This window comes from Variovorax sp. EBFNA2 (assembly GCF_033802765.1).
GTDB classification, from domain to species: Bacteria; Pseudomonadota; Gammaproteobacteria; order Burkholderiales; family Burkholderiaceae_C; genus Variovorax; species Variovorax paradoxus_H.
On sequence record NZ_CP138496.1, the window covers coordinates 1174747 to 1198566 of the forward strand.

At 63.8% G+C, this 23820-nt stretch carries 28 protein-coding genes; 12 read left to right on the plus strand and 16 right to left on the minus strand.

Features of this window, described 5'->3' with window-relative positions:
• Positions 1-66 precede the first annotated feature (66 nt).
• The 4 genes from RZE79_RS05220 (at position 67) to RZE79_RS05235 (ending at position 5384) form a co-directional block, all read left to right on the plus strand.
• A complete protein-coding gene (locus RZE79_RS05220) occupies positions 67-2256 on the plus strand; it encodes a cytochrome c biogenesis protein ResB (protein ID WP_319359301.1) in 2190 nt (729 codons plus the stop codon).
• Complete coding sequence (gene ccsB, locus RZE79_RS05225) at positions 2253-3569, plus strand: c-type cytochrome biogenesis protein CcsB (protein WP_319359302.1); 1317 nt, start codon at positions 2253-2255, stop codon at positions 3567-3569. The genes RZE79_RS05220 and ccsB overlap by 4 nt, the downstream gene beginning before the upstream one ends.
• A gap of 116 nt (positions 3570-3685) precedes the next feature.
• Positions 3686-4699: a protein-methionine-sulfoxide reductase catalytic subunit MsrP gene (gene msrP / locus RZE79_RS05230; protein WP_319359303.1), complete on the plus strand. Its 1014-nt coding sequence runs from the start codon at positions 3686-3688 to the stop codon at positions 4697-4699.
• Between the two features lie 31 nt (positions 4700-4730).
• On the plus strand, positions 4731-5384 hold the full coding sequence (locus tag RZE79_RS05235; RefSeq protein WP_319361099.1) for a protein-methionine-sulfoxide reductase heme-binding subunit MsrQ: 654 nt from the start codon (positions 4731-4733) through the stop codon (positions 5382-5384).
• 7 nt (positions 5385-5391) lie between these two features.
• Here RZE79_RS05235 and lysA read toward each other — a convergent pair whose 3' ends face one another.
• The 3 genes from lysA to RZE79_RS05250 all read right to left on the minus strand — a co-directional run bounded on the left by lysA (position 5392) and on the right by RZE79_RS05250 (position 7578).
• Positions 5392-6669 (minus strand): diaminopimelate decarboxylase, encoded by a 1278-nt coding sequence (lysA, locus tag RZE79_RS05240; protein ID WP_319359304.1) that lies wholly within the window; start codon positions 6667-6669, stop codon positions 5392-5394.
• Positions 6666-6920 (minus strand): lipoprotein, encoded by a 255-nt coding sequence (locus RZE79_RS05245; protein ID WP_319359305.1) that lies wholly within the window; start codon positions 6918-6920, stop codon positions 6666-6668. The genes lysA and RZE79_RS05245 overlap by 4 nt, the downstream gene beginning before the upstream one ends.
• Before the next feature lie 82 nt (positions 6921-7002).
• Positions 7003-7578, minus strand: a complete 576-nt coding sequence (locus RZE79_RS05250; protein ID WP_319359306.1) for a recombinase family protein — start codon at positions 7576-7578, stop codon at positions 7003-7005.
• 66 nt (positions 7579-7644) lie between these two features.
• Between RZE79_RS05250 and RZE79_RS05255 the strand changes: the two genes are divergently transcribed.
• Complete coding sequence (locus RZE79_RS05255; protein ID WP_319359307.1) at positions 7645-7881, plus strand: hypothetical protein; 237 nt, start codon at positions 7645-7647, stop codon at positions 7879-7881.
• Between the two features lie 62 nt (positions 7882-7943).
• Here the strand turns inward: RZE79_RS05255 and RZE79_RS05260 are convergent, their stop codons facing one another.
• From RZE79_RS05260 to RZE79_RS05315, 12 genes are all read right to left on the minus strand, one after another.
• Positions 7944-9326 carry a zonular occludens toxin domain-containing protein gene (locus tag RZE79_RS05260; RefSeq protein ID WP_319359308.1) on the minus strand — a complete coding sequence of 461 codons (1383 nt, stop codon included), beginning with the start codon at positions 9324-9326 and terminating at the stop codon, positions 7944-7946.
• The gene (locus tag RZE79_RS05265; protein WP_319359309.1) at positions 9323-9658 is read right to left on the minus strand and encodes a DUF2523 family protein; all 336 of its coding nucleotides are present in this window, start codon (positions 9656-9658) and stop codon (positions 9323-9325) included. The genes RZE79_RS05260 and RZE79_RS05265 overlap by 4 nt, the downstream gene beginning before the upstream one ends.
• Before the next feature lies 1 nt (position 9659).
• Positions 9660-11042, minus strand: a complete 1383-nt coding sequence (locus tag RZE79_RS05270; protein ID WP_319359310.1) for a hypothetical protein — start codon at positions 11040-11042, stop codon at positions 9660-9662.
• A gap of 107 nt (positions 11043-11149) precedes the next feature.
• Entirely contained in the window at positions 11150-11386 is a 237-nt protein-coding gene (locus tag RZE79_RS05275) for a hypothetical protein (RefSeq protein WP_319359311.1), read from the minus strand.
• A gap of 98 nt (positions 11387-11484) precedes the next feature.
• Positions 11485-11697 carry a hypothetical protein gene (locus RZE79_RS05280; protein ID WP_319359312.1) on the minus strand — a complete coding sequence of 71 codons (213 nt, stop codon included), beginning with the start codon at positions 11695-11697 and terminating at the stop codon, positions 11485-11487.
• Between the two features lie 506 nt (positions 11698-12203).
• Positions 12204-12404 carry a hypothetical protein gene (locus RZE79_RS05285; RefSeq protein WP_143606025.1) on the minus strand — a complete coding sequence of 67 codons (201 nt, stop codon included), beginning with the start codon at positions 12402-12404 and terminating at the stop codon, positions 12204-12206.
• Between the two features lie 53 nt (positions 12405-12457).
• Positions 12458-12766 carry a hypothetical protein gene (locus RZE79_RS05290; protein ID WP_099795275.1) on the minus strand — a complete coding sequence of 103 codons (309 nt, stop codon included), beginning with the start codon at positions 12764-12766 and terminating at the stop codon, positions 12458-12460.
• A gap of 24 nt (positions 12767-12790) precedes the next feature.
• Positions 12791-13942 (minus strand): replication initiation factor domain-containing protein, encoded by a 1152-nt coding sequence (locus RZE79_RS05295; protein ID WP_319359313.1) that lies wholly within the window; start codon positions 13940-13942, stop codon positions 12791-12793.
• A gap of 450 nt (positions 13943-14392) precedes the next feature.
• Positions 14393-14605, minus strand: a complete 213-nt coding sequence (locus RZE79_RS05300; protein WP_319359314.1) for a hypothetical protein — start codon at positions 14603-14605, stop codon at positions 14393-14395.
• Positions 14602-14754 carry a hypothetical protein gene (locus RZE79_RS05305; RefSeq protein ID WP_319359315.1) on the minus strand — a complete coding sequence of 51 codons (153 nt, stop codon included), beginning with the start codon at positions 14752-14754 and terminating at the stop codon, positions 14602-14604. The genes RZE79_RS05300 and RZE79_RS05305 overlap by 4 nt, the downstream gene beginning before the upstream one ends.
• Positions 14751-15002 carry a hypothetical protein gene (locus RZE79_RS05310; RefSeq protein ID WP_099795279.1) on the minus strand — a complete coding sequence of 84 codons (252 nt, stop codon included), beginning with the start codon at positions 15000-15002 and terminating at the stop codon, positions 14751-14753. Before RZE79_RS05310 ends, RZE79_RS05305 begins: the two co-directional genes overlap by 4 nt.
• Positions 14999-15352, minus strand: coding sequence for a hypothetical protein (locus RZE79_RS05315; protein ID WP_319359316.1), 354 nt, complete (start codon positions 15350-15352; stop codon positions 14999-15001). The genes RZE79_RS05310 and RZE79_RS05315 overlap by 4 nt, the downstream gene beginning before the upstream one ends.
• A gap of 84 nt (positions 15353-15436) precedes the next feature.
• Here RZE79_RS05315 and RZE79_RS05320 point away from each other — a divergent pair, with 84 nt between their 5' ends.
• Positions 15437-15721, plus strand: a complete 285-nt coding sequence (locus RZE79_RS05320; protein ID WP_099795281.1) for a helix-turn-helix domain-containing protein — start codon at positions 15437-15439, stop codon at positions 15719-15721.
• The gene (cyaY, locus tag RZE79_RS05325) at positions 15721-16053 is read left to right on the plus strand and encodes an iron donor protein CyaY (RefSeq protein ID WP_319359317.1); all 333 of its coding nucleotides are present in this window, start codon (positions 15721-15723) and stop codon (positions 16051-16053) included. The genes RZE79_RS05320 and cyaY overlap by 1 nt, the downstream gene beginning before the upstream one ends.
• 24 nt (positions 16054-16077) lie before the next feature.
• Here the strand turns inward: cyaY and RZE79_RS05330 are convergent, their stop codons facing one another.
• Positions 16078-18489 (minus strand): penicillin-binding protein 1A, encoded by a 2412-nt coding sequence (locus RZE79_RS05330; RefSeq protein WP_319359318.1) that lies wholly within the window; start codon positions 18487-18489, stop codon positions 16078-16080.
• 251 nt (positions 18490-18740) lie between these two features.
• Here RZE79_RS05330 and RZE79_RS05335 point away from each other — a divergent pair, with 251 nt between their 5' ends.
• From RZE79_RS05335 to pilQ, 5 genes are read left to right on the plus strand one after another with little or no spacing between them, the layout of a single operon-like run.
• The gene (locus RZE79_RS05335; RefSeq protein WP_153280471.1) at positions 18741-19820 is read left to right on the plus strand and encodes a pilus assembly protein PilM; all 1080 of its coding nucleotides are present in this window, start codon (positions 18741-18743) and stop codon (positions 19818-19820) included.
• Entirely contained in the window at positions 19817-20437 is a 621-nt protein-coding gene (locus tag RZE79_RS05340; RefSeq protein WP_153280470.1) for a PilN domain-containing protein, read from the plus strand. Before RZE79_RS05335 ends, RZE79_RS05340 begins: the two co-directional genes overlap by 4 nt.
• Before the next feature lie 6 nt (positions 20438-20443).
• Positions 20444-21124 (plus strand): type 4a pilus biogenesis protein PilO, encoded by a 681-nt coding sequence (locus tag RZE79_RS05345; protein ID WP_153280469.1) that lies wholly within the window; start codon positions 20444-20446, stop codon positions 21122-21124.
• Positions 21121-21663, plus strand: coding sequence for a pilus assembly protein PilP (locus tag RZE79_RS05350; RefSeq protein WP_319359319.1), 543 nt, complete (start codon positions 21121-21123; stop codon positions 21661-21663). The genes RZE79_RS05345 and RZE79_RS05350 overlap by 4 nt, the downstream gene beginning before the upstream one ends.
• Positions 21660-23807, plus strand: a complete 2148-nt coding sequence (gene pilQ, locus RZE79_RS05355; protein WP_319359320.1) for a type IV pilus secretin PilQ — start codon at positions 21660-21662, stop codon at positions 23805-23807. Before RZE79_RS05350 ends, pilQ begins: the two co-directional genes overlap by 4 nt.
• The last annotated feature ends 13 nt before the right edge of the window (positions 23808-23820 follow it).

The following is a 23820-nucleotide window of genomic DNA, read 5'->3' on the forward strand; positions in this document are numbered from 1 at the left end:
AAGGGCGGGCCGATCCAGCAGGATGGCCCGCCCTTTTGTTTTTTCCCCTTTCCTGGTTCCCTCCCGATGACCGTTTCCACCCATGGCCTTCGCGTGCATCGCGGCCCGCAGCTGCTTCGCGCCGCGGTGGAACTGCTGTCGTCGATGCGCTTCGCGATCGCGCTGCTGACGGTCATCTGCATCGCCTCGATCATCGGCACCGTGCTCAAGCAGCACGAACCGATCAACAACTACATCAACCAGTTCGGCCCCTTCTGGGCCGAGCTGTTCCGCGCAGCCCGGCTCGATTCGGTCTACAGCGCCTGGTGGTTCATGCTGATCCTGCTGTTCCTGGTGATCAGCACGTCGCTGTGCGTGGCGCGCAACACGCCGCGCATCCTGATCGACCTGCGCACCTTCAAGGAAGACATCCGCGCGCAGAGCCTCAAGGCCTTCGGCCAGCGCGCCGAGAACCGCCTGGCGGAAACGCCCGACATGGCGGCCAACCGCATCGGCCAGCTGCTGGTCAGCGGCGGCTGGAAGGTCAAGCTGCAGCAGCGCAACGCCAGCGCCGACGGCAAGGCCGCCGCGGGCTGGATGGTCGCGGCGCGTGCCGGCGGCGCCCACAAGCTGGGCTACATCGCGGCCCACAGCGCCATCGTGCTGGTGTGCATCGGCGGCCTGCTCGACGGCGACCTCGTCGTGCGCGCCCAGACCTGGTTCAACGGCAAGAGCGTGTTCACGGGCGGCGGCATGATCGCCGACGTGGCACCCGAGCACCGCCTGTCGGCCGCCAACCCGACCTTCCGCGGCAACATCCTCGTGCCCGAGGGCGGGCGGGGCAACGTGGCCATCCTGAACCAGGCCGACGGCGTGCTGCTGCAGGAGCTGCCGTTCACCATCGAGCTGAAGAAGTTCATCGTCGACTACTACTCGACCGGCATGCCCAAGCTGTTCGCCAGCGAGGTGGTGCTGCACGACCGCGAGAGCGGCGAGCAGGTGCCGGCGCGCATCGAGGTGAACCACCCGGCGAGCTACAAGGGCGTGGAGATCTACCAGTCGAGCTTCGACGACGGCGGCTCCACGGTGAAGCTCAAGGCGGTGCCGATGGCGGCCGCGGCCAAGCCCTTCGAGGTCGAAGGCATCATCGGCGGCCCGAGCACCGAGATCACCAACGGCAAGGACAAGCTCACGCTCGAGTACGCCGCGCTGCGCGTGATCAACGTCGAGAACTTCGCCGACGGCGGCGCCATGGGCAGCGGCGCCGACGTGCGCAAGGTCGACCTGCGCCGCGGCCTCGAGTCGCGTCTGGGCGCCGCCAACAAGACCAACAAGCCCAAGGTGCTGCGCAACATCGGCCCGAGCATCGGCTACAAGCTGCGCGACGCGTCGGGCCAGGCGCGGGAATACCAGAACTACATGGTGCCGGTCGATGCCGGCGACGGCCAGCCGGTGTTCCTGCTGGGCATGCGCGAGAAGCCCGAGGAGCCGTTCCGCTACCTGCGCGTGCCCTCCGACGAGCAGGGCTCGATGGACGGCTTCGTGCGCATGCGCACCGCGCTGGGCGACCCCGCCACGCGCGAGCGCGCCATCGAGCGCTACATCGCCAAGGCGACCGACCCCAAGCGCCCCGAAATGGCCGAGCAGCTGCGCGTGTCGGCCGCCCGAGCGCTGGCGTTGTTCTCGGGCGCCGAGCGCGCCAAGGCCGACGCGGCGTCGCAGGGCGGCTGGCAGGCGATTGCCGAATTCATGGAAGCCAACGTGCCCGAGGCTGAGCGCGAGCGCGCCGGCACGGTGCTGGTGCGCATCCTCAACGACGTGCTGTTCGAGGTGCTTAATTTGAGCCGCGAAGGCGCCGGCCTGGCCGCGCTGCCCAACGACGAGAAATCGCAGGGCTACCTGACGCAGGCCGTGCTGGCCCTGAGCGATGCGCACTTCTATCCGGCGCCGGTCGCGATGATGATGACCGACTTCACCCAGGTGCAGGCCAGCGTGTTCCAGGTGGCGCGCGCCCCTGGCAAGAACATCGTCTATCTGGGGTGTCTGTTGCTGATCGTCGGTATTTTTGCCATGCTGTACGTGCGCGAGCGCCGTTTGTGGGTGTGGCTGACACCCGGCGGCGGCGCCTCTGGAGACAACGGCGGTCGCGACACCAGCGAAACCGTCGCCACGATGGCGTTCTCGGTCAACCGCAAGACCCTGGACAGCGATCGCGAATTCGAGCATCTGAAGCACAGGCTGCTCGCCCTGAAGAAAGAAGAACCGGCGTCACCATGAACACCACGACCCTCACGCTCCACGAAAGCTGGCTCTCGCGCCGCAACCTGTTCGACTGGGTGTTCGCAGCGCTGGTGCTGGCCGGCGGCGCGTTCGCCTTCATGCGCCACGCCGGCTCGATGGACAGCTACGAAAAGCCGATCCTCGTGGCGGCCCTGGTCTCGGTCATCGGCATCTGCTGGTTCTGGCGTCCGCTGCGGGTGCTGACGCTGGTGGTGGCCGCGGCCTCGCTGCTGGCCATCAGTTCCTACCAGGGCGACCTGGCGCGCGCCGACTCGGTGTTCTGGCTCAAGTACTTCCTGTCGAGCCAGTCGGCCATCCTGTGGATGAGCGTGCTGTTCTTCATGAGCACGCTGTTCTACTGGATCGGTTTTGTCGCCGGCAAGCAGGCCGACACCTTCGACCTGATCGGCTCCCGCCTGGCCTGGGCGGCCGTGACCATGGCGCTGATCGGCACCATGGTGCGCTGGTACGAAAGCCACCAACTCGGCCCGGACATCGGCCACATCCCGGTGAGCAACCTGTACGAAGTGTTCGTGCTGTTCTGCTGGCTGACGGCCGCGTTCTATCTCTACTTTGAAGAGCGCTACAACACGCGCGCGCTCGGCGCCTTCGTGATGCTGGTGGTCAGCGCCGCGGTCGGCTTTCTGCTCTGGTACACGATCGTGCGCGAGGCGCATGAGATCCAGCCGCTGGTGCCCGCGCTGCAGAGCTGGTGGATGAAGCTGCACGTGCCCGCCAACTTCATCGGCTACGGCACCTTCGCGCTCGCGGCCATGGTCGCATTCGCCTACCTCATCAAGGAACAGGCGACCGAGACCCGCTGGTACAAGCTCACGCCGATCTGGCTGCTGGGCGTGGCGCTGTGCTTCGTGCCCGTGGCGTTCCGCCAGCGCGTGCAGGAAGCCGGCGGCAGCTACTGGGTGATCTACGCGGGCATCTCGGCGTTGATCGCCGCGGGCATCCTGCTGGGGCGCAAGCGCATCGCGGCACGCCTGCCGGCCAACGAGGTGCTCGACGACGTCATGTACAAGTCGATCACCGTCGGCTTTGCCTTCTTCACCATCGCGACCGTGCTCGGCGCCCTGTGGGCGGCCGACGCCTGGGGCGGCTACTGGAGCTGGGACCCGAAGGAAACCTGGGCGCTGATCGTCTGGCTCAACTACGCGGCCTGGCTGCACATGCGTCTCGTGAAGGGCCTGCGCGGCACAGTGGCGGCCTGGTGGGCGCTGGCCGGCCTGGCCGTGACCACCTTCGCGTTCCTCGGCGTGAACATGTTCCTGAGCGGCCTGCACAGTTACGGCACGCTCTGAGCGCAGGTTTTGCGCCTTTCGCGAAGAATTGAAACCGCGCGCCGCCATGGCGCGTAACCGAAGCAGGGCATGTCACGAACTACCCTGAGCCACCCGATTCACGCGAAAGGCCTGTCATGTCGCTTCCTTCCCGTCCACGCCGCAGCAACGGCGCCGGTTTTGTCCACCCGCTGTCGAGCGAGATCACGCCGCGTGCGGCCTACGAAGGCCGGCGCGACCTGCTCAAGCTGATGGCCGGCGGCGCCGCGGGCGCGGCGCTTGCCACCTTCGCCGGTCGCGAGGCCTTCGCCCAGGCCACCGGCCCGCACAAGCTGGCGCTGCTGCCGGGCGCCAAGTCGTCCGTGCCGGGCGCGCAGACCATGGAAAAGCTCACCGACTACAAGGACGCGAGCAGCTACAACAACTTCTACGAGTTCGGCGTCGACAAGGGCGATCCGGTGAAGAACGCCGGCACCCTGAAGACGCGGCCCTGGACCGTGGAGGTCGAGGGGCTGGTCAAGAAGCCGGGCAAGTACGGCATCGAAGACCTGCTCAAGCTCAGTGCGCAGGAAGAACGCATCTACCGCCTGCGCTGCGTCGAGGGCTGGTCGATGGTGATCCCGTGGGTCGGCTATTCGCTGGCCGAGCTCATCAAGAAGGTCGAGCCGCAGGGCAACGCCAAGTTCGTCGAGTTCGTGACGCTGGCCGACCCCAAGACCATGCCTTTCGTCGGCTCGCGCGTGCTCGACTGGCCCTACACCGAAGGCCTGCGCATGGACGAGGCGATGCACCCGCTCACGCTGCTGGCCTTCGGCATGTACGGTGAGGTGCTGCCCAACCAGAACGGCGCGCCGGTGCGCCTCGTGGTGCCGTGGAAGTACGGTTTCAAGTCGGCCAAGTCGATCGTCAAGATCCGCTTTGTCGAGAAGGAACCGAGCACGGCCTGGAACAAGGCCGCGGCGCAGGAGTACGGCTTCTATTCGAACGTGAACCCGGCCGTCGACCATCCGCGCTGGAGCCAGGCGACCGAGCGCCGCATCGGCGATGGCGGCGGCCTGTTCGCGAAGCGGCGCAAGACCGAGATGTTCAACGGCTACGAGGCGCAGGTCGGCCAGCTGTATGCCGGCATGGACCTGAAGAAGAACTTCTGAGCGGGCCTGTCCGTTCGGTCCTCGCGCCATGCTGAACAAGCTGCTCATGCACCCGGCGACCAAGCCGGTTGTCTTCCTGCTGTGCCTGCTGCCGTTCGCGTGGCTGGCCTACGGCGTGGTCGTCGAACAATTGGGACCCAATCCTCAGGAGTACCTGATCCGCGCGACCGGCGATTGGACCTTGCGCTTCCTCTGCATTGTGCTGGCCGTGACGCCACTGCGCGTGATCGCGAAGCTCAACGCGCTCGCGCGCTTTCGCCGCATGCTGGGCCTGTTCGCGTACTTCTACGTGGTGCTGCACCTGCTGTGCTACAGCGGGTTCGACCAGGGTTTCGAATGGGGCGAGATCGCCAAGGACATCGCCAAGCGGCCGTTCATCCTGGTGGGGTTCTCGGCCTTCTTGCTGCTGACGCCGCTGGCGGCCACGTCATTCAACCGCGCGATCAAGGCGATGGGCGCCAAGCGCTGGCAGCTGCTGCACAAGCTGGTCTACGTGATCGCGGGGCTTGGGCTGCTGCACTTCTTCTGGATGCGCGCGGGCAAGAACAACTTCGCCGAAGTGTTCGTCTACGCCGCGATCATCGGGGTGCTGCTGGCGTGGCGTGTCTGGAATTTCGCGCGCAAGCGCCAGGCCAAACCTGCAGTGGCCGCGCGCAGCAGCGAGAAGCCGGTGCGCACCGGCTGAGGCCGGATCAACCGTCGATTTCGGCGCGCAGCTGGTCTTCCATCGTCTCGCGACGGCGGATCAGCTTCGCTGTGGCGCCGCTCACCAGAACCTCGGCGGCACGGCCGCGCGTGTTGTAGTTGCTGGCCATGCTCATGCAGTACGCACCCGCCGACAGCACGGCCAGCAGATCGCCGGCCACCACGTTGAGCGCGCGGTCGCGGCCGATCCAGTCGCCGCTTTCGCAGACCGGGCCCACCACGTCGTAGGTCGGCGCGTCGCCGGCGCGTTCGCGCAGCGGCACGATCTTCTGGAAGGCCTGGTACATCGCGGGGCGCGGCAGGTCGTTCATGGCCGCGTCGACGATGCAGAAGTTCTTGTCTTCGCCGGGCTTCGTGTAGAGCACCTCGGTCACGCACACGCCGGCATTGCCGACCAGCGATCGGCCGGGTTCGATGACCAGTTTGCGCTGGCCGAAGCCGCGCGCGTCGAGCTTGGCGAGCAGCTGCTGCCACAGCGCATCGGCCTTGGGCGGCACTTCGCCGTTGTAGTCGATGCCCAGGCCGCCGCCGAAGTCCAGGTGATGGATCGGCACGCCGGCCGCCTCGATGGCTTCCACCAGGTCGAGCACGCGATCGCAGGCGTCCAGGTAGGGCGAGGCTTCGGTGATCTGCGAGCCGATGTGGCAGTCGATGCCGACCACCTCGAGGCCCGGCAGGCGGGCGGCGTGCTGGTAGGCCTGCACCGCGCGGTCGTGCGCGATGCCGAACTTGTTGCCCTTGAGGCCCGTGGAAATGTACGGGTGCGTCTTCGGATCGACGTTCGGATTGATGCGGATGCTGATCGGTGCGCGCGCGTTCTCGGCCAGTGCGACCTCGTTGAGCACGTCGAGCTCGGCCTCGCTCTCGACGTTGAAGCAGGCGATGCCGGCCGCCAGGGCCTGGCGCATCTCGGCGCGCGTCTTGCCGACGCCCGAGAAGATGATCTTCTTCGGATCGGCGCCCACGGCCAGCACGCGCGACAGCTCGCCGCCCGAGACGATGTCGAAACCGCAGCCGGCCTCGGCGAACACGCGCAGCACGCCGAGCGAGGAATTGGCCTTCATCGCGTAGCAGATCAGCGCCTCGCGGCCCTCGAAGCCGCGCTGGTAGGCGGCCAGGGCGTCGAGCATCCACTGCTTCGAATAGACGAACAGCGGCGTGCCGTGCGCGCGCGCCAGCGCGTCGAGCGCGACGCCTTCGACGTGCAGGGCACCGTCGCGGGCGGCAATGTGAGGGTGACCGGGCAGGGGGGTGTTCGTCGTCATTTCTGGGGAGAGGTGGGGGCGCTGCTCGCTGCGGCGGGCTTGGGTGCCGCTTCGTTGTCGGAGGCTTTGGAGGAGCCGCCGGGGGTGAGCAATTGGGGCAAGGTGGCGCGCTGAGCGGCCGCCGGATCGGTCGGCAGGTAGAGCGCGCCGCGCTGTCCGCACGCCGCAAGGCCGGCCGCGCCGGCGGCAAGGCAGACCATGAGCGCGGTGCGGGCGCGAGCGCTCACTAGAATTTGGCGAACATTCAACATGCTGAAATTGTACTTTTCGACACTGCACCGCAGAGGACTATCCCTGCAACGCAATTTGTTGACCGCCTTCCGATAACCGCCTTCAGCGCAAATATCGCCCTGACAGCAAGCCGGCCCTACACAACGGCCCGCGCACCGCACCCAGCCCAACGCCCAGCATCTGCGCGATCTGCGGCACGGTATAGAACCCAGAGCGGTACATCTCGACCACCCCGGCCTCATCCTCAACGCCCAGGACCCGAGGCCTGCCCCACACCTGTCCCCGAGCCCGCGCAGCTATCTGACCAGCCAAGCACCGATCACGAATCAGCGCCCGCTCGAATTCAGCGAACGACCCCAGCATCTGCATGAAAAGACGCCCCACAGGCGTCTCAGTCTCGATTGGCTCAGTCAGCGACCGAAAGCCCGCAGAGCGAGCCTCAAGGTGCGCAAAAACGCTCAGCAGGTGCACGAGCGACCGAGCCAAGCGATCCATCTTGTAGACCACCAACGTATCGCCCGGGCCAATCCTGCGAAGCACATCCTCGAGCACAGGACGCTTCTTCACTGCAGACCGCTTTTCCTCAACAACGTAGCTCACGCCTGCCCTCAAAAATGCCTCATATTGAATCGACGTGTTTTGATCCGCAGTAGATACCCGCGCGTATCCAATCAGCACCAGCAGCCCTCCCGCCCTTTTGCAACCTTTGTAAGCACTTGTAGACTACAGGAAAGGAGAGACCCCATGGGAATGCAAGACAGGGACTGGTACCGCGATGAGATGCAGCGCCGCCGCATGGAAGAAGAGCGCGCCGAGCGGTCGAAGCCCAAGAAGCGCAGCGGACCGCGAATCCCCGTAGATCTACTGGACAACGCCAACCCTCCGAAGCTGTGGGGCGCTGATTGGCATTGGTCCCTTCAGCTGCTTGCCTGGCTCTGCATTGCCGTCCTACTGCTGCTCGCCTATCGCCTGATCCAGTAACCGGAAACGAATCGAGCATTTCTCCGACGCATACCGATACCGCATCGGCGGCCTAAATCGCCTCAGCGGGCCCCATTGACAGAACCCCCACCGCGCAGCGGATCGCGAAATCCACCACCCTCGATAGACGTGACCTGAGCACCCACAGGCGAGACGCCCGAAGCAACAACCTGCCCAGGCTGAACACCGGGCACAGCGACCACCACTGGCGCACGCTCAGTGCCCACCGCAAGCTGCGGCGCGTCACAACTGACCGGGTACACCTTGGACCCATAGCTCAGCCTACCCATGCAGGCGCCGAGTGCTTCCAGCTTGTACCCAGCGCGCTCAAGCTCCTCACTGGTCGTATCGAGGAAGCGCCGACCACCTTCACTGATCGCCAAGGTATAGATCGTCTTGCCCCGCATATGCATGCGGCCAGTGAGGTGGAGACTCTTACCCTTCAACGGCTCAACACCGCCAGCATCCGAGTGGACGTCCATCGCAGGCTTGACCGAGTCGATCGCAGCCTTGGGCCCATCTACAGGAGCCTTGACGCACTCATCGTTTTTCCAAACGGCACCATCGACACATGGCAAAAAAGGCGTGCCCTTCGGAACAGCAATGTCGGCAACAGACCGCCCATCATGCAGTTTGGCCCTCTTATCCATGTCCCGTGCAGGCCACCACGCCCACACCGTGACTACTGCAATGACGACGTACAGCGCCCACGACATGCGGCGCCACTTTGTGAGAAAAGGCTTAACGTCAGATACGCCGGCCTCAAGTGCCGAGCCGCCTTGAGTGTGCGACTTGTAGAGGCAGAAAAACTCAGGCTGGTACTTGCGCTCCGAGGTCTGAACTATCGCACCGCGATACCCTGAATACACCTTCCGGATATAGCTGTCCGGACGACCCAAGATATCGGCCTTACGGACCTTGATCACCATCGCCATGATCTCGGCAATGTCCTGGCACATCGCCCTGAATCTCTGAGTGCAAAGCAGGATATCGGCGTTGAAGTGCCGATGCAGCTTGTAGTACTCGACCACCTCCTTTGACGTGCCAATGCGCGGCATGGCCACATGAGCCTCATCGATCACGAAGAGCGGCCCTTGCCCTGTCTTAGGATGCTTCCAATCAGACCAGTAGTCCCACACGTGGCCGAAGAGCCTCGTGCCTTCAGGCGCTTTCTCTACGCGGCCATCTGCGAACAACTCGAACGCTTGACCCTGACCCGTCGCAGGGTCAACCCGCTCAGCATCCCACGTGCCACGAACAGGAGCAGGTGTATAGCGCAGCTCCAACAGATCGCCATAGCTCGAATCGATAGCCGCATAAGCCTCAAGCACCAAGGGCAAATTCGTGATGACCTTGCGACCGCGCTTGAGCGCATCCAGCACCTGATACACCGACGCCTCAAAACTCTTCCCCGATCCGGGGATGCCTTCCAGGCCATTGATCATGATCCGAGCCTTGTGAACGGGATGAGCTGAAGAACCAGACGTATGCCGATCGATGCAACGATGATTGCCGCAGCCTGCCCAACACCGAGGAGGCCCAGCATGTTGAGGATCTCACCCGGCAACGTGCCCCAGCTCTGCAGCGATGAAGTAACGGGCGTGAGGTCTACAGCCTGCACAGCGCTCACAACAATTTCCATGACCTGCTCAAACGGCCAGCAGGCGGCGTCTCGAATGAAATCCCACGCCGCAGTGAAGACTGCAACGGCGAGCTTGCCAATCCACTCGACGATGGCCGCGAGCTTCGCAAAGAGCATCGTGAAGGCAGCAGCCATATCAACCTCCGAAGATCAATGCACGCGCAAGGATCGCCGCGCCAATAAGCACAATGGCCTTGACCACGTCATACACCCAGCAGGGCACGGAAAGGTCAGCCATGCCCCAGTCGTGAAAACCCGCCATATCGAGCGGAATGGTCCACGTCGGGCAACTTCCGCCACCCACACCAGTAGGCAGCAGCTGACTGGGCAAACTGAAAAGCTGCGACTGATTGAGCTGCGCTTTCTTATCGTTCCAGATACCGACCAACCCGTCCGGATACTTCCGGACATAGAGAGTCGGAACAGCTGGCAGCGGAGTATCAGTCGGAGCTGGCTCCTCTTCTTTCTGAGGCTCACCCTCAGTACCGGGCTCCGTTGTCTCCGTCCTAGTGCTGGTCGACGTTGACGTGCTGCCGTCAGGATTCGTCGTGGTGCTGGTCGTGGTGGAGGTGCGCGTAGTGTTCCCAGCCGTGACGGTGGGACCGCTATAACTCAACGGCGTTGAATCTTGACTGACAGTCGTGTCGGTCTTGTTTCCCGACTGAGTGATCGAGGTGCTTTTAGGCCCCTTCACTTCGCTAGGGCCCGTCACCTTCACATTGCCAAGCGGCCAAGTGATGTTTCCGTACTTTGAAAGCTCATCGACGATGCCCGGAGCAGGATCGTTTTTATACAGTGCATCGCGCACCTCTTGTGGAGTGGCCGGGTACCAAGTAGCGGAATCCGGAGGACGTGTACTTCCCTTATTGAGGGTAGCAATCTGCGCGTTGGGGTCACTACCACGCTGTGCAATGCAGAACGAATTGTTGCTGCCGTCCGGACGTGGATTCGTAACGTTCCATCCCCACACAGCGTTGATATTCGTTGCTGCAAACTGGCAGGCGTCAAACGGATGCCTGAAAGTTCGCGAAGTGTCGGGGATACCCTGCACCGTCCAGTAATAGCAAGGGCCAATGGTGCATGCAGTGGGGTCCGTCAGCTCTAGAGCACCGGTTGAAGGGTTAACACGAGCACCCGAAAGGCTCATGTATGCGATCGCGAGAGGAGTACCAACGCCCAGTGCGCACCCAACAAGACCGCCCGTGGCACACCCGATAACGCCACCGACGATGGCTTCTTTCGCGACCTGCCCTGTAAAGCCCACAGGAACCTGCTTGCCGGCCACAGGAACCGTCCCGCCACCGCTAACATTTGTGGCCCCTGCCGCCCCGCTTGTGTTCGTGCCAGCAGGGCTAATAACTTTCATAGAACCTGCGCCAGTACCAATAGTGGTCGTGCGGCCATTGACCGCCGCGTTCCACAGCGCTTGCCCTGTAGCGCGATCGATGCCACGCCCCGCGTAGGCGGACGCAGACGACGCGCACAGCATTGCAAGAAAAAACAAACGAATGAATTTCATTGCGCCGACCTCACACCGAGGACGAACGCAATGCCGCTAGCGGTGCCAAGGCCCAGCACTGAAGCCCAGAACACCAACACCAAAGCACCGCTAAGCATGGCGACCCCTTAGGCCTTGCGAACGAGACGCTTGGCGAGGTCCGGACCCTTGTAGGCCACCGCGATGCCTACGATGAGCAGGCCGCCTGCGATCACCTTCGCCGACACGCCCGAGAAGTCCACTGCATCGAAGAAGGCGTCCCACGGGCTGGTTTGCGCGAACGCGGGCGAAGCCAGCAGCGCACCACCGACGATGGCACCGGCGCGAGCGTAGCCATTGGACAGAACGGTCTTGATCTTGGTCATGAGAAATTTCCTTTGAAAGCGGTGTCCCGAGAGATTCGGGGTTGCACCCGGAGGCCGACGACGTTTCACAACGCTGGCCGGCTACCGGCTAAAACCACTCACGCTTTCCGTATCAGTCCAAGCACCACGCCGAGCACGTAGCCCAGCATGAATGCCGTCATCACCCCACCAAACCCCATCGCGTAGACCTTCAAAAACATCTCAGGAGTCACCCCCATCGATGAAAGGTCCACCGTCTCAGCAAACGTCACGGCCTGCACGCTTTCCGCTGGGCATGGCGTCGCATCAACAGTGCAAACGAGGTAGCGCATCACTCCTCCTAACCGAACAACTCGTCCAGGCGAGCGACATACGCGCACTCGGGGCACTGCGCAGCACCATCGAGCCCATCGATACTTTCCCAGTCCTCATAGCGGATATCCGCATCGCAACCGGGGCACTCCATGTAGACGTCAAGACCGTGGTCATCGTCATGCATAGCGACCTCCTACGAGGTGTTCCGAAACATTCGGGATTGCACCGGAAGACCCTCGGCGTCTCACGACGTTGGAGGGCTATCCACTGAAATCACTTAAAGAGCTTGAACAAAAGGCCGACGAGCCGCGATGCAAACGCGCCTACGACTCGACGGAAGAAATAGCGGATCACGACTCAACCCACCGCATGGTCGGCACACGAGCATGCTGGCGACGACGCGCCCTCTCGACCAGCAAGCGACACTCAGCCCGCTCGCTCGCGGCCCAGATCAAGCCACACATCAGCAGACCGAGCAGAAGCCCGAACAACATCGCGGCCATGAGGTGCTCAGCAGTGAACATCACGACTCCAGCTGGTAGCAACGGAAAACAACCGCTTCACCGCCGCAGTGGTCCTGCACAGCATCAGCTGCTGCATCGGCACTGGTGAAGGGCGTAGCGTTGGTGATGAGCGGCGTGTAATCCACACCGCCTTCGCCATCGGCACGCAGGAACGAGTGATCCTCTGTGCCCTGAACGTAGTAACGTGGTGCGACTTGCATGGCCGTGTACCGGAAACGAAATGCGGATTGCGCTTCCGAATACCCTTGGTGCGTCAGGCCGCTTTGTTGGCCGCACGGGCCACAGGCTTGAGGGCGTGCATGACGGTCTTCGTCAGCTTGCCGTTCGTGACGATTTCCATTTCGGCCTCAGCCTCGAACGGAAACGGCAAGTGCTTGTACTTCGAGAATTCATCGCTGGTACCCAGGTTGAATTCCGAGCTGGCCATGCCCTTCGCAGTGCCCTTGGACGCATCGAGATCGACCAAGGCGTAAACCTTGGTGGAGTCGTAGCCGTTGCCGTTCTCCAGCGTGCCCTTGCTGGACTTCATGCCGACAACGTGGATGACTTGATTGAACTTCATGGTGATTTCCTTTAACCGGCTGAATCAAAGAACCGCGAGGGCCGGAACCTCGGGATTTGTGTACTTGCGCAGCGCCTCGGCGATTCCGTGCTGCATGGTGTGGTGATTGAGGCCGCGCAGCGAACGCGGCACGCGGCGGTTCTGTTCTTCGAGGACCAAGCCGACAAGCCAGCCCTCATCGGGCATCACCTTCGTGATCTGCACGAGGGTCGGCGCGACAACACGGCGCACCCATGCAATGCAGCGCTCAGCACTTGCCTCAGCAACCTTGGTGGCCGTGGGCACACGAACGGCAATGTGGTGATTGCACAGCCAGTTAGTGGCCTCGTAGGCCCCCGCGTAGAACTGCGCGGGCTCGATGACCGCATCCCACGGAATGACGCGGTTGACGTTGCGCAGCTCGACTTCTCCGCGCAGCCACTTCGAGGACAAGTCGCCGAAGGCATGGCCCTTTTCGTAGCCGCGAAAGAGCTTGCCGCTTTCACGCAAGCCGACTTGAAACGTGCGCGAGTCGCCGGGCTTGAAAAGCGTCACAGCCGCGATCTTGCGAAAGTCGATTCGGTCCAGCTTCACGCTGGTGAAGTCATCAGCATCGCCATCATCGATGCCGATCCATGCGCCATGGCAGTTGTGCTTAGGCCTGCGATTGCGGTAGCTGAAGCCGTGAGCCTTGTAGAGCCCGACCAGCTCGCTGATATCGACCTCACCCTCGAAAAAATCTTTCGCCAAGTCGATGCGGGTGATCGTCGGCGCAAACTCGCCGAAGTACTCGTGAACACGCTTCTCCCAGCCCGGCAGAGCGTAGGTGCAACCCTCGCCCTTCACAGTCACGCAGATCGTGCCGCGCTGCGATTCGCCGCCCGCTGATACGCTCGCCACTTCATGCCCGAAAGCGTTGTCTATGGTCGTCGTGAACTCGTAGTAGTCACGACCCGGACGATCTACGCCGACGACAAAGCCGAGCAGCTGGGCGAAGACGTGCGCGAACCAGTGAGCCAGATTCTGGTCGTCGGTGTCACCGGGAACCTTGCGGGTATGCGGCACATTGGCGCGCTTGAACGTGAAGCGGAAGTAATCAACGATCACTCCAGACTGGGCAACAGCGGCGACTTGCCGACCTTGGGTCAACACCTTCACGCGATTGCCTTCGAGAACCAGCTTTTCGTCAACCGCCATTGCCCACCTCATCAACTTCGTTGTTTACCCCCGTGTTACTCGGGGGGGTATGAAGGCCGCCCGACGCCGCGGCGGCATCCCCGTGCGACGGGGCCCCTCCGCCGCTGGCTTGCGCGGCCACAGAACAGCCCTCGCAGCGACGGTCGCAGCGGTCGGCCAGATAGAGGCATTGCAGGAGGCATGCGCCATCGAGAGAGGGCGCGTCCTGCGGACCGGGCTCTTGCCCTTCGGGCTGAGCCACCGAGTACGGCGTCTCAATCGCTTGCGCGACCAACGATCCCTCGCGCTTCAGGGGTATCACACGCTGCTGACGGGCTACGTCTCTTCGAGCCGCAGCGATAGGCAGGCCGCGGCTGCACGCCACGGAGCAGCCGCTTAGCAAAGAAGGGGGCGAGGCGAGGGGCCAGTCGCGTAGCGCGCGCTGCACCGCCTCATAGGCCGTGATCGAGGTCATAGGCGACCCTGCTGGCCTTCCAGGCGCAAGCACGCGACCATGGCGCGGTCGGGCCGCACCCCGCGACGAACGAAGGCCGCGCAGACGGCAGCATCGTCGCGGTACTGAACCGAGACATTGGCCGAGCCGTCGCGAATGGCGGGCGGAATCGGCGCGATGATCGCCGCACGTGCGCGGCGCTTCAATTCGAGCTTTTCAGCGGCTGTCATCGCACACACGGCGCGCTCAGCAGCCAGTTCCAGTAGCCGTAGACGATCCCCGAGGCAATGCCAGCCGCGAGCGCAATCCCGATGCCGCACAGAGCCCGATACGCCCAACGGTCGAAAGGCGTTTCGTGGTGGCTGTCGTTCGCGCTCATTGCAGCCCCTTGGAGCCGTAGAGGCCGACCTGCTTCCAGTTGCGATTCGTCAGCGCGAAACGAGTAATAGACCGCAGCACATCGGCCTCAGAGCAGCCGAGTTCGCTGGCAATACCAGCAATGGTCTGCTTGATCTTGGGATCGTCTGTGAACTCGATACGGCCCTTCGCGGCACGATGCGCGCGGACCTTGGCGGCGTTATCCACGTGAATGGCTGGACGACCAACAGCAGCGCGGACGATGCTCATGCTGCCACCTGCAAACGAACCAAGGTCTCAACGAGATGCCCCTCGATCACCATCGCCGGCTTGGGCCGTCCCGCGAACTTGTAGACCCTCGGCCCCTCATCGCAATGAGCAACGACCGCCCAGCGATCGCACGAACCGACAAACCCGGCAGCACCCCAACGCCGCACCGCAGCACTCGATACAGCCTCAATTCGGCGATCACGAAGGGAGCACGCCCTCGACCCCGACGAGGCCGGAGCCGCCATGGCCTTGACCTCCTCGGTTTGGACGGCCGAGGGCGCGCAATCGAGGAAATCAGCATCGCGCTCAGCGTGCTGTTTCGCGAAGGCGGAAAAAGAGATTTGGTGCATGGCGGCTCCGGTGGCAGAATTACTAGACCTGCTAACGCTTAGCAAAGTTGCTAACGTAGGAGGATATTAGCAAAGGTGCTATCTATGAGCCAATTGAATATTCTTATCGAGCAGGCAGCATCGATAGCTGGAAGCGAATACAAACTCGCTCAGGTGCTGGGCATGCAGCAGCCAACGATCAGTGCGTGGAAGAGTGGGAAGCGGGCATGCAGCCCAACGGACCGCGCAGCACTGGCCGATATCGCCGGGAAGGACCCGGCAGCCGAGGCGCTAGAAGGCGTAATCGCAGGGATCGACCTGGACACACCAAAAGGACAGCGAGCAAAGGCGGCGCTTACGAAAGCGCTTGCCCGGATTCAAAAACTGTAATGACCGACACCGAGTACATGGACCGCGCCGAGGCGGCGCTTGCCGCCATCGAGCAGGCCTGCGACCGCATCAACGACGCGACCGACGCCGACATCGACAACCAGCGGGTCGGCGGGATGATCACGATGTCGTTCCAGAACGGCAGCCAGCTGATCGTGAACCTGCAGAAGCCGCTGCACGAAATCTGGCTGGCGGCACGCTCCGGCGGCTACCACTACCGGCACGACGGCCGGGTGTGGGTGGACACCAAGACCGGCGAAGAGTTTTTCGGCAACCTCTCGCGCGAGGCGACGCTGCAGGCGGGGCTGCCGCTGGTGTTCGCGGCGGCCTGAGCCGCCGCTCCCTGTCTTTCTTGATCAGTTCCTGAACAGGTCGAGGATGCGGTTGCGCTCCTCGGGCGGTGCAGGTGCGCTGATCGCGGGGCCGCTCAGGGCTTCCGCCGGTGCCACCGGCGCAGAGGATTCCACGCCCAGGCTCGACACGCCGCGGCCCGGTGCGTAGTCGTCGTAATACCACTCGCCGCCGACGCTCACGATGCCCGAGGGCGGCGTGGTCGACAGGTCGGTCACGGGCACGCCCTTGAGGGCGGTTTCCATGTAGTTGATCCAGATCGGCAGGCTCAGGCCGCCGCCGGTTTCGCGGTCGCCCAGGTTGCGCGGCGTGTCGTAGCCGATCCACGAGATCGCCGTCATGGTGGGCTGGAAGCCCGCGAACCAGGCGTCGAGCGAGTCGTTGGTGGTGCCGGTCTTGCCGTACAGGTCGGGGCGCTTGAGCATCGCCTGCGCCTTCGCGGCCGTGCCGGCGCGCGTGATCGACTGCAGCAGCGTGTCCATGATGAAGGCGTTGCGCTGCGGAATGGCGCGCGAGGCTTCATTGAGCAGCGGCGGCTGGACGTCGACCAGCACGCGGTCCTTGTGGTCGGTGACGCGGGTCACGAGGTACGGATTCACGCGGTAGCCGCCATTGGCGAACACCGAGTAGCCCACCGCCATCTGCATCGGCGTGACGGCGCCGGCGCCGAGCGCCATCGGGAGGTAGGCGGGGTGCTTGTCCTTGTCGAAGCCGAAGTTGGTGATCCAGTCTTGCGCGTAGCGCGTGCCGATGGACTGCAGGATGCGGATCGACACGAGGTTGCGCGACTTCATCAGCGCGGTGCGCATTGACATCGGACCGTCGAAGCCGCCGCCGTAGTTCTTGGGCTCCCAGGGCTGGCCGCCGGTGGTGCCGGCGTCGAAGAACAGCGGGCCGTCGTTGATGACGGTGGCGGGGGTGAAGCCCTTTTCGAGCGCCGCCGAATAGATGAACGGCTTGAAGCTCGAGCCCGGCTGGCGCCAGGCCTGCGTGACGTGGTTGAACTTGTTCTTGCCGAAGTCGAAGCCGCCGACCAGCGCCTTGATGGCGCCGTCGCGCGGGTCCATGGCGACGAACGCGCCCTCGACCTCGGGCAGTTGGGTGATTTCCCAGGTGTTCTTGGGCGTCTTGGCGACGCGGATCACGGCGCCGCGGCGGATCTTGATGTTGGGCGGTGCCTTGTCGGACAGGCCGGACTGCGCGGGCTTGAGGCCGTCGCCCGTGATCTGCACGGCGTCGCCGTTGGCGCGGATGGCCTGGATTTCCTTGGGCGTGGCCTTGAGCACCACGGCCGCCATCACGTCGCCGTTGTCGGGGTGGTCGTTGAGCACGTCGTCCACGGCTTCGTCGAGCTCCTTGGGGTCGTTCGGCAGGTCGATGAACTTCTCGGGGCCGCGGTACACCTGGCGGCGCTCGTAATCCATGATGCCCTTGCGCAGGGCCTTGTAGGCAGCCGCCTGGTCGGCCGCGACCAGCGAGGTGTAGACCTTGAGGCCGCGCGTGTAGGTGCTGTCGCCGTACTGGGCGTACATCAGCTGACGCACGGTTTCGGCGACGTACTCGGCGTGCAGGCGGTTCGGGTCGGCGGCATCGCGCAGGTGCAGCTGCTCCTTCTTGGCCTCGGCCGCCTGTTCGGCGGTGATGAAGCCGGCTTCCTGCATGCGGTCGATCACGTAGAACTGGCGTCCACGCGCGCGCTGCGGGTTGTTGACGGGGTTGTTCGCGCCGGGCGCCTTCGGCAGGCCGGCGAGCATGGCGGCCTGGGCGATCGTCATCTCCGACAGCGGTTTGCCGAAATAGGCCTCGGAAGCGGCCGCGAAACCGTAGGCGCGGTTGCCCAGGTAAATCTGGTTCAGGTAGATCTCGAAGATCTGGTCCTTGCTGAGCATGTGCTCCAGCTTGAAGGTCAGCAGCACTTCGTAGATCTTGCGGGTCAGCGTCTTCTCGGAGCTCAGGTAGACGTTGCGCGCCACCTGCATGGTGATGGTCGACGCGCCCTGGCTCTTCACGCGGTTGAGGTTGGCGATGCCGGCGCGGACCAGGCCCTTGTAGTCGACCCCGCCGTGGTCATAGAAGCGGGCGTCTTCGGCGGCCAGGACCGCGTCCTTCACGACCTTGGGAATCGCGGCGATGGGGGTGAGGTTGCGTCGTTCTTCCCCGAATTCGCCGATCTGCGTGCCTTCGGCGGAAAACACGCGCAGCGGCAGCTTGGGGCGGTAATCGGAGAGTTCCGAGATGTCCGGCAGGTTGGGATAGGCCACTGCCAGGGCCACGGCCACCACGCACAGGATGGAAAGCAGGCCCGCCGCAGCGATGCCTGCGCCCCACAACACGAAACGCAACAGCCATTTCAGCCAGAAGGGGCGTTCGGGTGGAGGGGTCTTGGCGCGCCCCTTGGGGCTGGAAGTTTCTTGCATGGGGGCCCGGAGAGTCACCGGACATTATAAAAAGCCGCTCCCTCGGCGCCCCGGGATCTTTGTTACCTCGCGCATTCCCTCGCCCGGGGCTAAGCAGAAAGTTACAGAATGCGGCTTTGACGTCACGTTTTGACAACGGTTGTCGATTCCGGGCTTTCTGCACGCTTGGTGGGCGGTGTGCCTGCTGCTAGCATGCAACCGAACGCATATTTTTCCATTGGTTACAAATAACAGGGGGAGAGGGACCTAACTTGGCTGCTCTTGGATCATTGTTTCGTCGTCAGAACGCCCCCCTGCTGGGACTGGACGTCAGTTCGTCCAGCGTGAAGCTGGTGGAGCTCGGCCGCGAGGCCAGCGGCAAGCTGGTTCTGGAGCGCTGCGCCATCGAGCCGCTCGAACGCGGCTGGATCACCGACGGCAACGTCGAAAAATTCGACGAAGTCGCCGAAGCCGTGCGCCGTGTCGTGCGCAAGAGCGGCACCAAGACCCGCAACGTGGCGCTGGCGCTGCCGCCCTCGGCGGTCATCACCAAGAAGATCATTCTTCCGGGCGGCATGAGCGAGCAGGAGCTCGAGATCCAGGTCGAGTCCGAAGCTAACCAGTACATCCCGTTTTCGCTCGATGAAGTCAGCCTCGACTTCTGCGTGACGGGGCCGAGCACGACGTCCGTCGGCGACGTAGAGGTGCTGATTGCCGCTTCCCGCAAAGAGAAGGTGCAGGACCGCGAAGGCTTGGCGGAAGCCGCGGGCCTCAAGGCGGTGATTCTCGATGTCGAGTCGTATGCCTCCCGACTGGCGACGGCGCGCCTGATCGAGCAGCTCCCCGGCAAGGGCGTGGACGCCATCGTGGCGTTGTTCGAAGTGGGCGCCTTCACGACCAGCATGCAGGTGCTGCGCAACCAGGAAGTGCTGTACGACCGCGACCAGGCTTTCGGCGGCGCGCAGCTCACCCAGCTCATCGTGCGCCAGTACGGTTTTTCCGCCGAGGAAGCCGAAGCCAAGAAGCGCAGCGGCGACCTGCCCGACGACTACGGCTCGGGCGTGCTCAAGCCTTTCGTCGAAAGCATCGCGCAGGAAATCGCGCGCGCACTGCAGTTCTTCTTCACGAGCACGCCGCACAACCGCGTGGACTACGTGCTGCTGGCCGGCGGCTCGTCGTCGCTGCCGGGGCTGACCAATGCCGTCACCCGCCAGACCTCCTTCGCGTGCTCGCTCGTGAATCCGTTCGACGGCATGGACTTCGGCCCCAGCATCCGCGAGAAGAAGGTCCGCCGCGAAGCGCCTTCCTATCTGACCTCCTGCGGCCTGGCCATGCGGAGGTTTCTGCAGTGATCCTGATCAATCTGCTCCCGCACCGCGAAGCCGCGCGCAAGCGCCGTCGCGAGGCTTTCTACGGCACTCTGGGCGGCGCCGCGTTGCTCGGCGTCCTGATCGCCGGCCTTGGCTATCTCTGGTTCGAAGCCCAGATTGCGGCTCAGCAGTCGAAGAACGGCTTCCTTCAGGCCGAGATCAAGAAGCTCGAAGTCGAGATCAAGGAAATCTCGACGCTGCAGGACGAAATCGCTGCCTTGCGCGCGCGCCAACTGGCCGTGGAAGACCTGCAAGGCGACCGCAACCTGCCGGTGCACCTGCTCAACGAACTTGTCCGGCAACTGCCCGATGGCGTCTATCTGACCAGCATGAAGCAGGAGAACCAGACCGTCACGCTGCAAGGCATGGCGCAATCGAACGAACGTGTGTCGGAGCTGCTGCGCAACCTCGGCAACAACAGCCCCTGGCTGGTGAAGCCAGAGCTGGTCGAAATCACCTCGGCCAACGTGAACCTGAGCCAGCGCGACCAGCGCCGTGTGGCCAACTTTACGATGCGCATCGGCCTCAAGCGGCCCACGGATGCCCAGAAGGCCGAGGCCGAAAAGGCCCTGGCCGCCAAGGCACAGGCGAAGGGGTAACCGATCATGGCCATCAGCAACCGATCCCTCCCCAAAGTCGACGTCGCCACCGCACTGCGGAACTTCGGCGACCAGTTCCGCGGACTGAATCCGAACGACCCTTCGATGTGGCCGGCCGTGCCGCGCTACGCGCTGTGCCTGGCTGTGTCCGCGCTGGCGCTGGCGGGCCTGTGGTTTGTCTGGCTCACGAACTCCAACGACGAGCTTGAGGCAGAGCGCGCCAAGGAAGTGACGCTCCGGGCCGACTACAAGAAGAAGGTGGCGCAGGCCGCCAACCTCGACCTGTTGAAAAAGCAGCGCGAGCAGGTGCAGCAGTACGTGATCCTTCTCGAGAAGCAACTGCCCAGCAAGGCGGAAATGGACGCATTGCTCTCGGACATCAACCAGGCCGGCCTCGGCCGCAGCCTGCAGTTCGAGCTGTTCCGTCCGGGCCAGGTCTCGGTCAAGGACTACTACGCCGAGCTGCCGATCGCCGTGCGCGTCACGGGCCGGTACCACGACATGGGCGCGTTCGCGGCCGACGTGGCCAGCCTGTCGCGCATCGTGACGCTCAACAACGTGACCGTCACACCGCAGAAGGACAAGGACGTGCTGACGATGGACGCCACCGCGCGCACCTACCGCTATCTCGATGAAGACGAGCGGGCCGCCCAGAAACGCGCTACGGCGCCGAAGGCGAAGAAATGAAGCCGGTCGCCAAAGTTCTGTGGCTGGTGCTGGCCACGCTGGGCCTGAGCGCCTGCGGCGATTCCGACCAGGAAGACCTGCAGCGCTGGATGGTCGAAGAGCGCGCCCAGGTCAAGCCGTCGGTGCCGCCGATTTCCGAGCCCAAGAAGTTCACGCCGCAGGCCTACACCGAGGCGTCGTCCTTCGAGCCTTTCAACATGCTCAAGCTGACCCAGGCGCTGCGCCGGGAGTCCAACCAGCCGAGCACGTCGGAGCTGATCGCGCCCGAGCTGGCGCGCCGCAAGGAAGCGCTCGAGGCGTTCCCGCTCGACACGATGGCGATGGTCGGCAGCATGAACCGCAACGGCCAGCCGGTGGCGCTCGTGCGCGTGGACAAGCTGCTCTACAAGGTGCGCGTCGGCGAATACCTGGGGCTCAACTACGGGCGCATCACCCGTATCAACGAAACCGAAGTCGCCCTGCGCGAGATCGTGCAGGACGCTGCGGGCGAATGGATCGAACGCGTAGCCACGCTGCAGTTGCAAGAGAGTGCGAAATGAACCAAAAAAAATCAACGATGGCACAGTGGCTGCGCGCCGCCGGGCTGGGTCTGCTGGCTTTCGGTGCCCTGGCCGTCGCCCATGCGCAAAACGCGATCGAATCGGTGACGAGCTCGACCCAGTCGGGCGCGGAAGTGATCCGCATCGACCTGGCCCAGCCGCTCACTGCGGTGCCTGCCGGGTTCTCCGTGCAGACGCCGGCGCGCATCGCGCTGGACTTCCCGGGCGTGACCAACGCCATCGGGCGTTCGGCCATCGAGGTGAACCAGGGCAACCTGCGCTCGGTCAACGTGGTGCAGGCCGGTGATCGCAGCCGGGTCGTGCTGAACCTGAAGCAGGCGACTGCTTACAAAGCCGAAATCCAGGGCAAATCGCTGCTGGTGGTGCTTGAGCCGGTGGCTGGAACAGCGCTGGTGGCTTCCGCTGCGACCACTTTCGCCGAGAACCGCAACCGTGACACCCTGCCGCTGCGCGACGTCGATTTCCGTCTGGGTGCCGATAGCACCGGTCGTGTGCTCGTCGACTTGCCGAACAACCAGGTCGGCGTCGACGTGAAGCAGCAAGGCAAGAGCCTCGTCGTGGAATTCACCAAGTCGACGCTGCCCGAAGGCCTGCGCCGCCGCCTGGACGTGGCCGACTTCGGTACGCCCGTGCAACTCATCACGTCGCAGCAATCGGGTGACCGCGTGCGCATGACGATCGATGCCAAGGGCGACTGGGAGCACAGCGCCTACCAGAGCGAGAACCAGTTCGTGGTGGAAGTCCGCGCCCGCAAGGTCGACCCGAGCAAGCTCACGCAGGGTGTGGGCTACAACGGCGAGAAGCTGTCGCTGAACTTCCAGAACATCGAGATCCGTTCGCTGCTGCAGGTGATTGCCGACTTCACGAACTTCAATATCGTGACCTCCGACTCGGTCAGCGGCGCACTGACGCTGCGACTGAAGGACGTGCCCTGGGACCAGGCGCTGGACATCATCATGCAGGCGAAGAACCTGGGCATGCGCAAGAACGGCAGCGTGCTGTGGATCGCGCCCAAGGATGAGATCAACGCCAAGGAAAAGCTCGAATTCGAAGCCAAGGCGGCGATCGAGAACCTGGAGCCGCTGCGCACGCAATCGTTCCAGCTGAACTACACGAAGGCGATTGCCATTGCGCAGGGCCTGACGGGTACCGGTGCATCGGCGGGTGGCGGCGGTGGCGGCGGCGGCGGGACGACTTCGCGCATCCTGAGCCCTCGTGGCAGCGTGATCGCGGAGTCGCGCACCAACCAGCTGTTCGTGTCGGACATTCCCTCGCGCCTGGCGCAAGTGGCCGACCTGATCCAGAAGCTCGACATCCCGGTTCGGCAGGTGCTGATCGAAGCGCGCATCGTGGAAGCCTCCGACACCTTCGGCAAGTCGCTCGGCGTGCGGATGGGCGGCGGTATCTCCCGCGAACGCGTCGCGTCGGCCAACGGTAATCCGGCATACGGCACCTTCGGCGTCATGCCTGCCACCACCACCGGTGGCGTCGGCGCCGCAGCAGCCACCTGGACCAACTCCAACTTCATCAACCTGCCCGCAGGCGATGCCGGCGGCACCGGCAATGCGGCCGGTACCTTCGCGATCTCGCTGTTCAATTCGAGCTTGTCGCGCATGCTGAACCTCGAAATCTCGGCGCTCGAGGCCGACGGCAAGGGCAAGCTGGTGTCCAGCCCCCGCGTCATCACGGCCGACCAGACCAAGGCGCTGATCGAGCAGGGCGAAGAAATTCCCTACCAGCAGGCCACGTCCAGCGGTGCCACTTCGATCTCGTTCCGCAAGGCGGTGCTGAAGCTCGAGGTCACGCCGCAGATCACGCCCGAGGGCAACATCATCCTGACGCTGGACGTGAGCAAGGACGCCCGCGGCGTGAACACCTCGGCGGGCCCGGCCATCAACACCAAGCACGTGCAGACCGAGGTGCTGGTCGAGAACGGCGGCACGGTCGTCATCGGTGGTATCTTCGAACTCACCGAAACCAATGACGAATCGCGCGTGCCGGTGCTGGGTGAAATCCCCTACATGGGGGCATTGTTCCGCAAGCGCGAACGCGTTGCCAACAAGACTGAAATGCTCGTCTTTATCACCCCGAAGATGATTACCGACCGCAACGCCGCGCGCTGACGCGCGGGCGTAG

Bases quoted from the DNA above. Each gene is read 5' to 3' on its own strand.
- RZE79_RS05220 (WP_319359301.1), top strand. From the start codon at position 67: ATGACCGTTTCCACCCATGGCCTTCGCGTGCATCGCGGCCCGCAGCTG.
- ccsB (WP_319359302.1), top strand. From the start codon at position 2,253: ATGAACACCACGACCCTCACGCTCCACGAAAGCTGGCTCTCGCGCCGC.
- msrP (WP_319359303.1), top strand. From the start codon at position 3,686: ATGTCGCTTCCTTCCCGTCCACGCCGCAGCAACGGCGCCGGTTTTGTC.
- lysA (WP_319359304.1), bottom strand. From the start codon at position 6,669: ATGACGACGAACACCCCCCTGCCCGGTCACCCTCACATTGCCGCCCGC.
- RZE79_RS05245 (WP_319359305.1), bottom strand. From the start codon at position 6,920: ATGTTGAATGTTCGCCAAATTCTAGTGAGCGCTCGCGCCCGCACCGCG.
- RZE79_RS05255 (WP_319359307.1), top strand. From the start codon at position 7,645: ATGGGAATGCAAGACAGGGACTGGTACCGCGATGAGATGCAGCGCCGC.
- RZE79_RS05260 (WP_319359308.1), bottom strand. From the start codon at position 9,326: ATGATCAATGGCCTGGAAGGCATCCCCGGATCGGGGAAGAGTTTTGAG.
- RZE79_RS05265 (WP_319359309.1), bottom strand. From the start codon at position 9,658: ATGGCTGCTGCCTTCACGATGCTCTTTGCGAAGCTCGCGGCCATCGTC.
- RZE79_RS05270 (WP_319359310.1), bottom strand. From the start codon at position 11,042: ATGAAATTCATTCGTTTGTTTTTTCTTGCAATGCTGTGCGCGTCGTCT.
- RZE79_RS05275 (WP_319359311.1), bottom strand. From the start codon at position 11,386: ATGACCAAGATCAAGACCGTTCTGTCCAATGGCTACGCTCGCGCCGGT.
- RZE79_RS05280 (WP_319359312.1), bottom strand. From the start codon at position 11,697: ATGCGCTACCTCGTTTGCACTGTTGATGCGACGCCATGCCCAGCGGAA.
- RZE79_RS05285 (WP_143606025.1), bottom strand. From the start codon at position 12,404: ATGCAAGTCGCACCACGTTACTACGTTCAGGGCACAGAGGATCACTCG.
- RZE79_RS05290 (WP_099795275.1), bottom strand. From the start codon at position 12,766: ATGAAGTTCAATCAAGTCATCCACGTTGTCGGCATGAAGTCCAGCAAG.
- RZE79_RS05295 (WP_319359313.1), bottom strand. From the start codon at position 13,942: ATGGCGGTTGACGAAAAGCTGGTTCTCGAAGGCAATCGCGTGAAGGTG.
- RZE79_RS05300 (WP_319359314.1), bottom strand. From the start codon at position 14,605: ATGACAGCCGCTGAAAAGCTCGAATTGAAGCGCCGCGCACGTGCGGCG.
- RZE79_RS05305 (WP_319359315.1), bottom strand. From the start codon at position 14,754: ATGAGCGCGAACGACAGCCACCACGAAACGCCTTTCGACCGTTGGGCG.
- RZE79_RS05310 (WP_099795279.1), bottom strand. From the start codon at position 15,002: ATGAGCATCGTCCGCGCTGCTGTTGGTCGTCCAGCCATTCACGTGGAT.
- RZE79_RS05315 (WP_319359316.1), bottom strand. From the start codon at position 15,352: ATGCACCAAATCTCTTTTTCCGCCTTCGCGAAACAGCACGCTGAGCGC.
- RZE79_RS05320 (WP_099795281.1), top strand. From the start codon at position 15,437: ATGAGCCAATTGAATATTCTTATCGAGCAGGCAGCATCGATAGCTGGA.
- cyaY (WP_319359317.1), top strand. From the start codon at position 15,721: ATGACCGACACCGAGTACATGGACCGCGCCGAGGCGGCGCTTGCCGCC.
- RZE79_RS05330 (WP_319359318.1), bottom strand. From the start codon at position 18,489: ATGCAAGAAACTTCCAGCCCCAAGGGGCGCGCCAAGACCCCTCCACCC.
- RZE79_RS05345 (WP_153280469.1), top strand. From the start codon at position 20,444: ATGGCCATCAGCAACCGATCCCTCCCCAAAGTCGACGTCGCCACCGCA.
- RZE79_RS05350 (WP_319359319.1), top strand. From the start codon at position 21,121: ATGAAGCCGGTCGCCAAAGTTCTGTGGCTGGTGCTGGCCACGCTGGGC.
- pilQ (WP_319359320.1), top strand. From the start codon at position 21,660: ATGAACCAAAAAAAATCAACGATGGCACAGTGGCTGCGCGCCGCCGGG.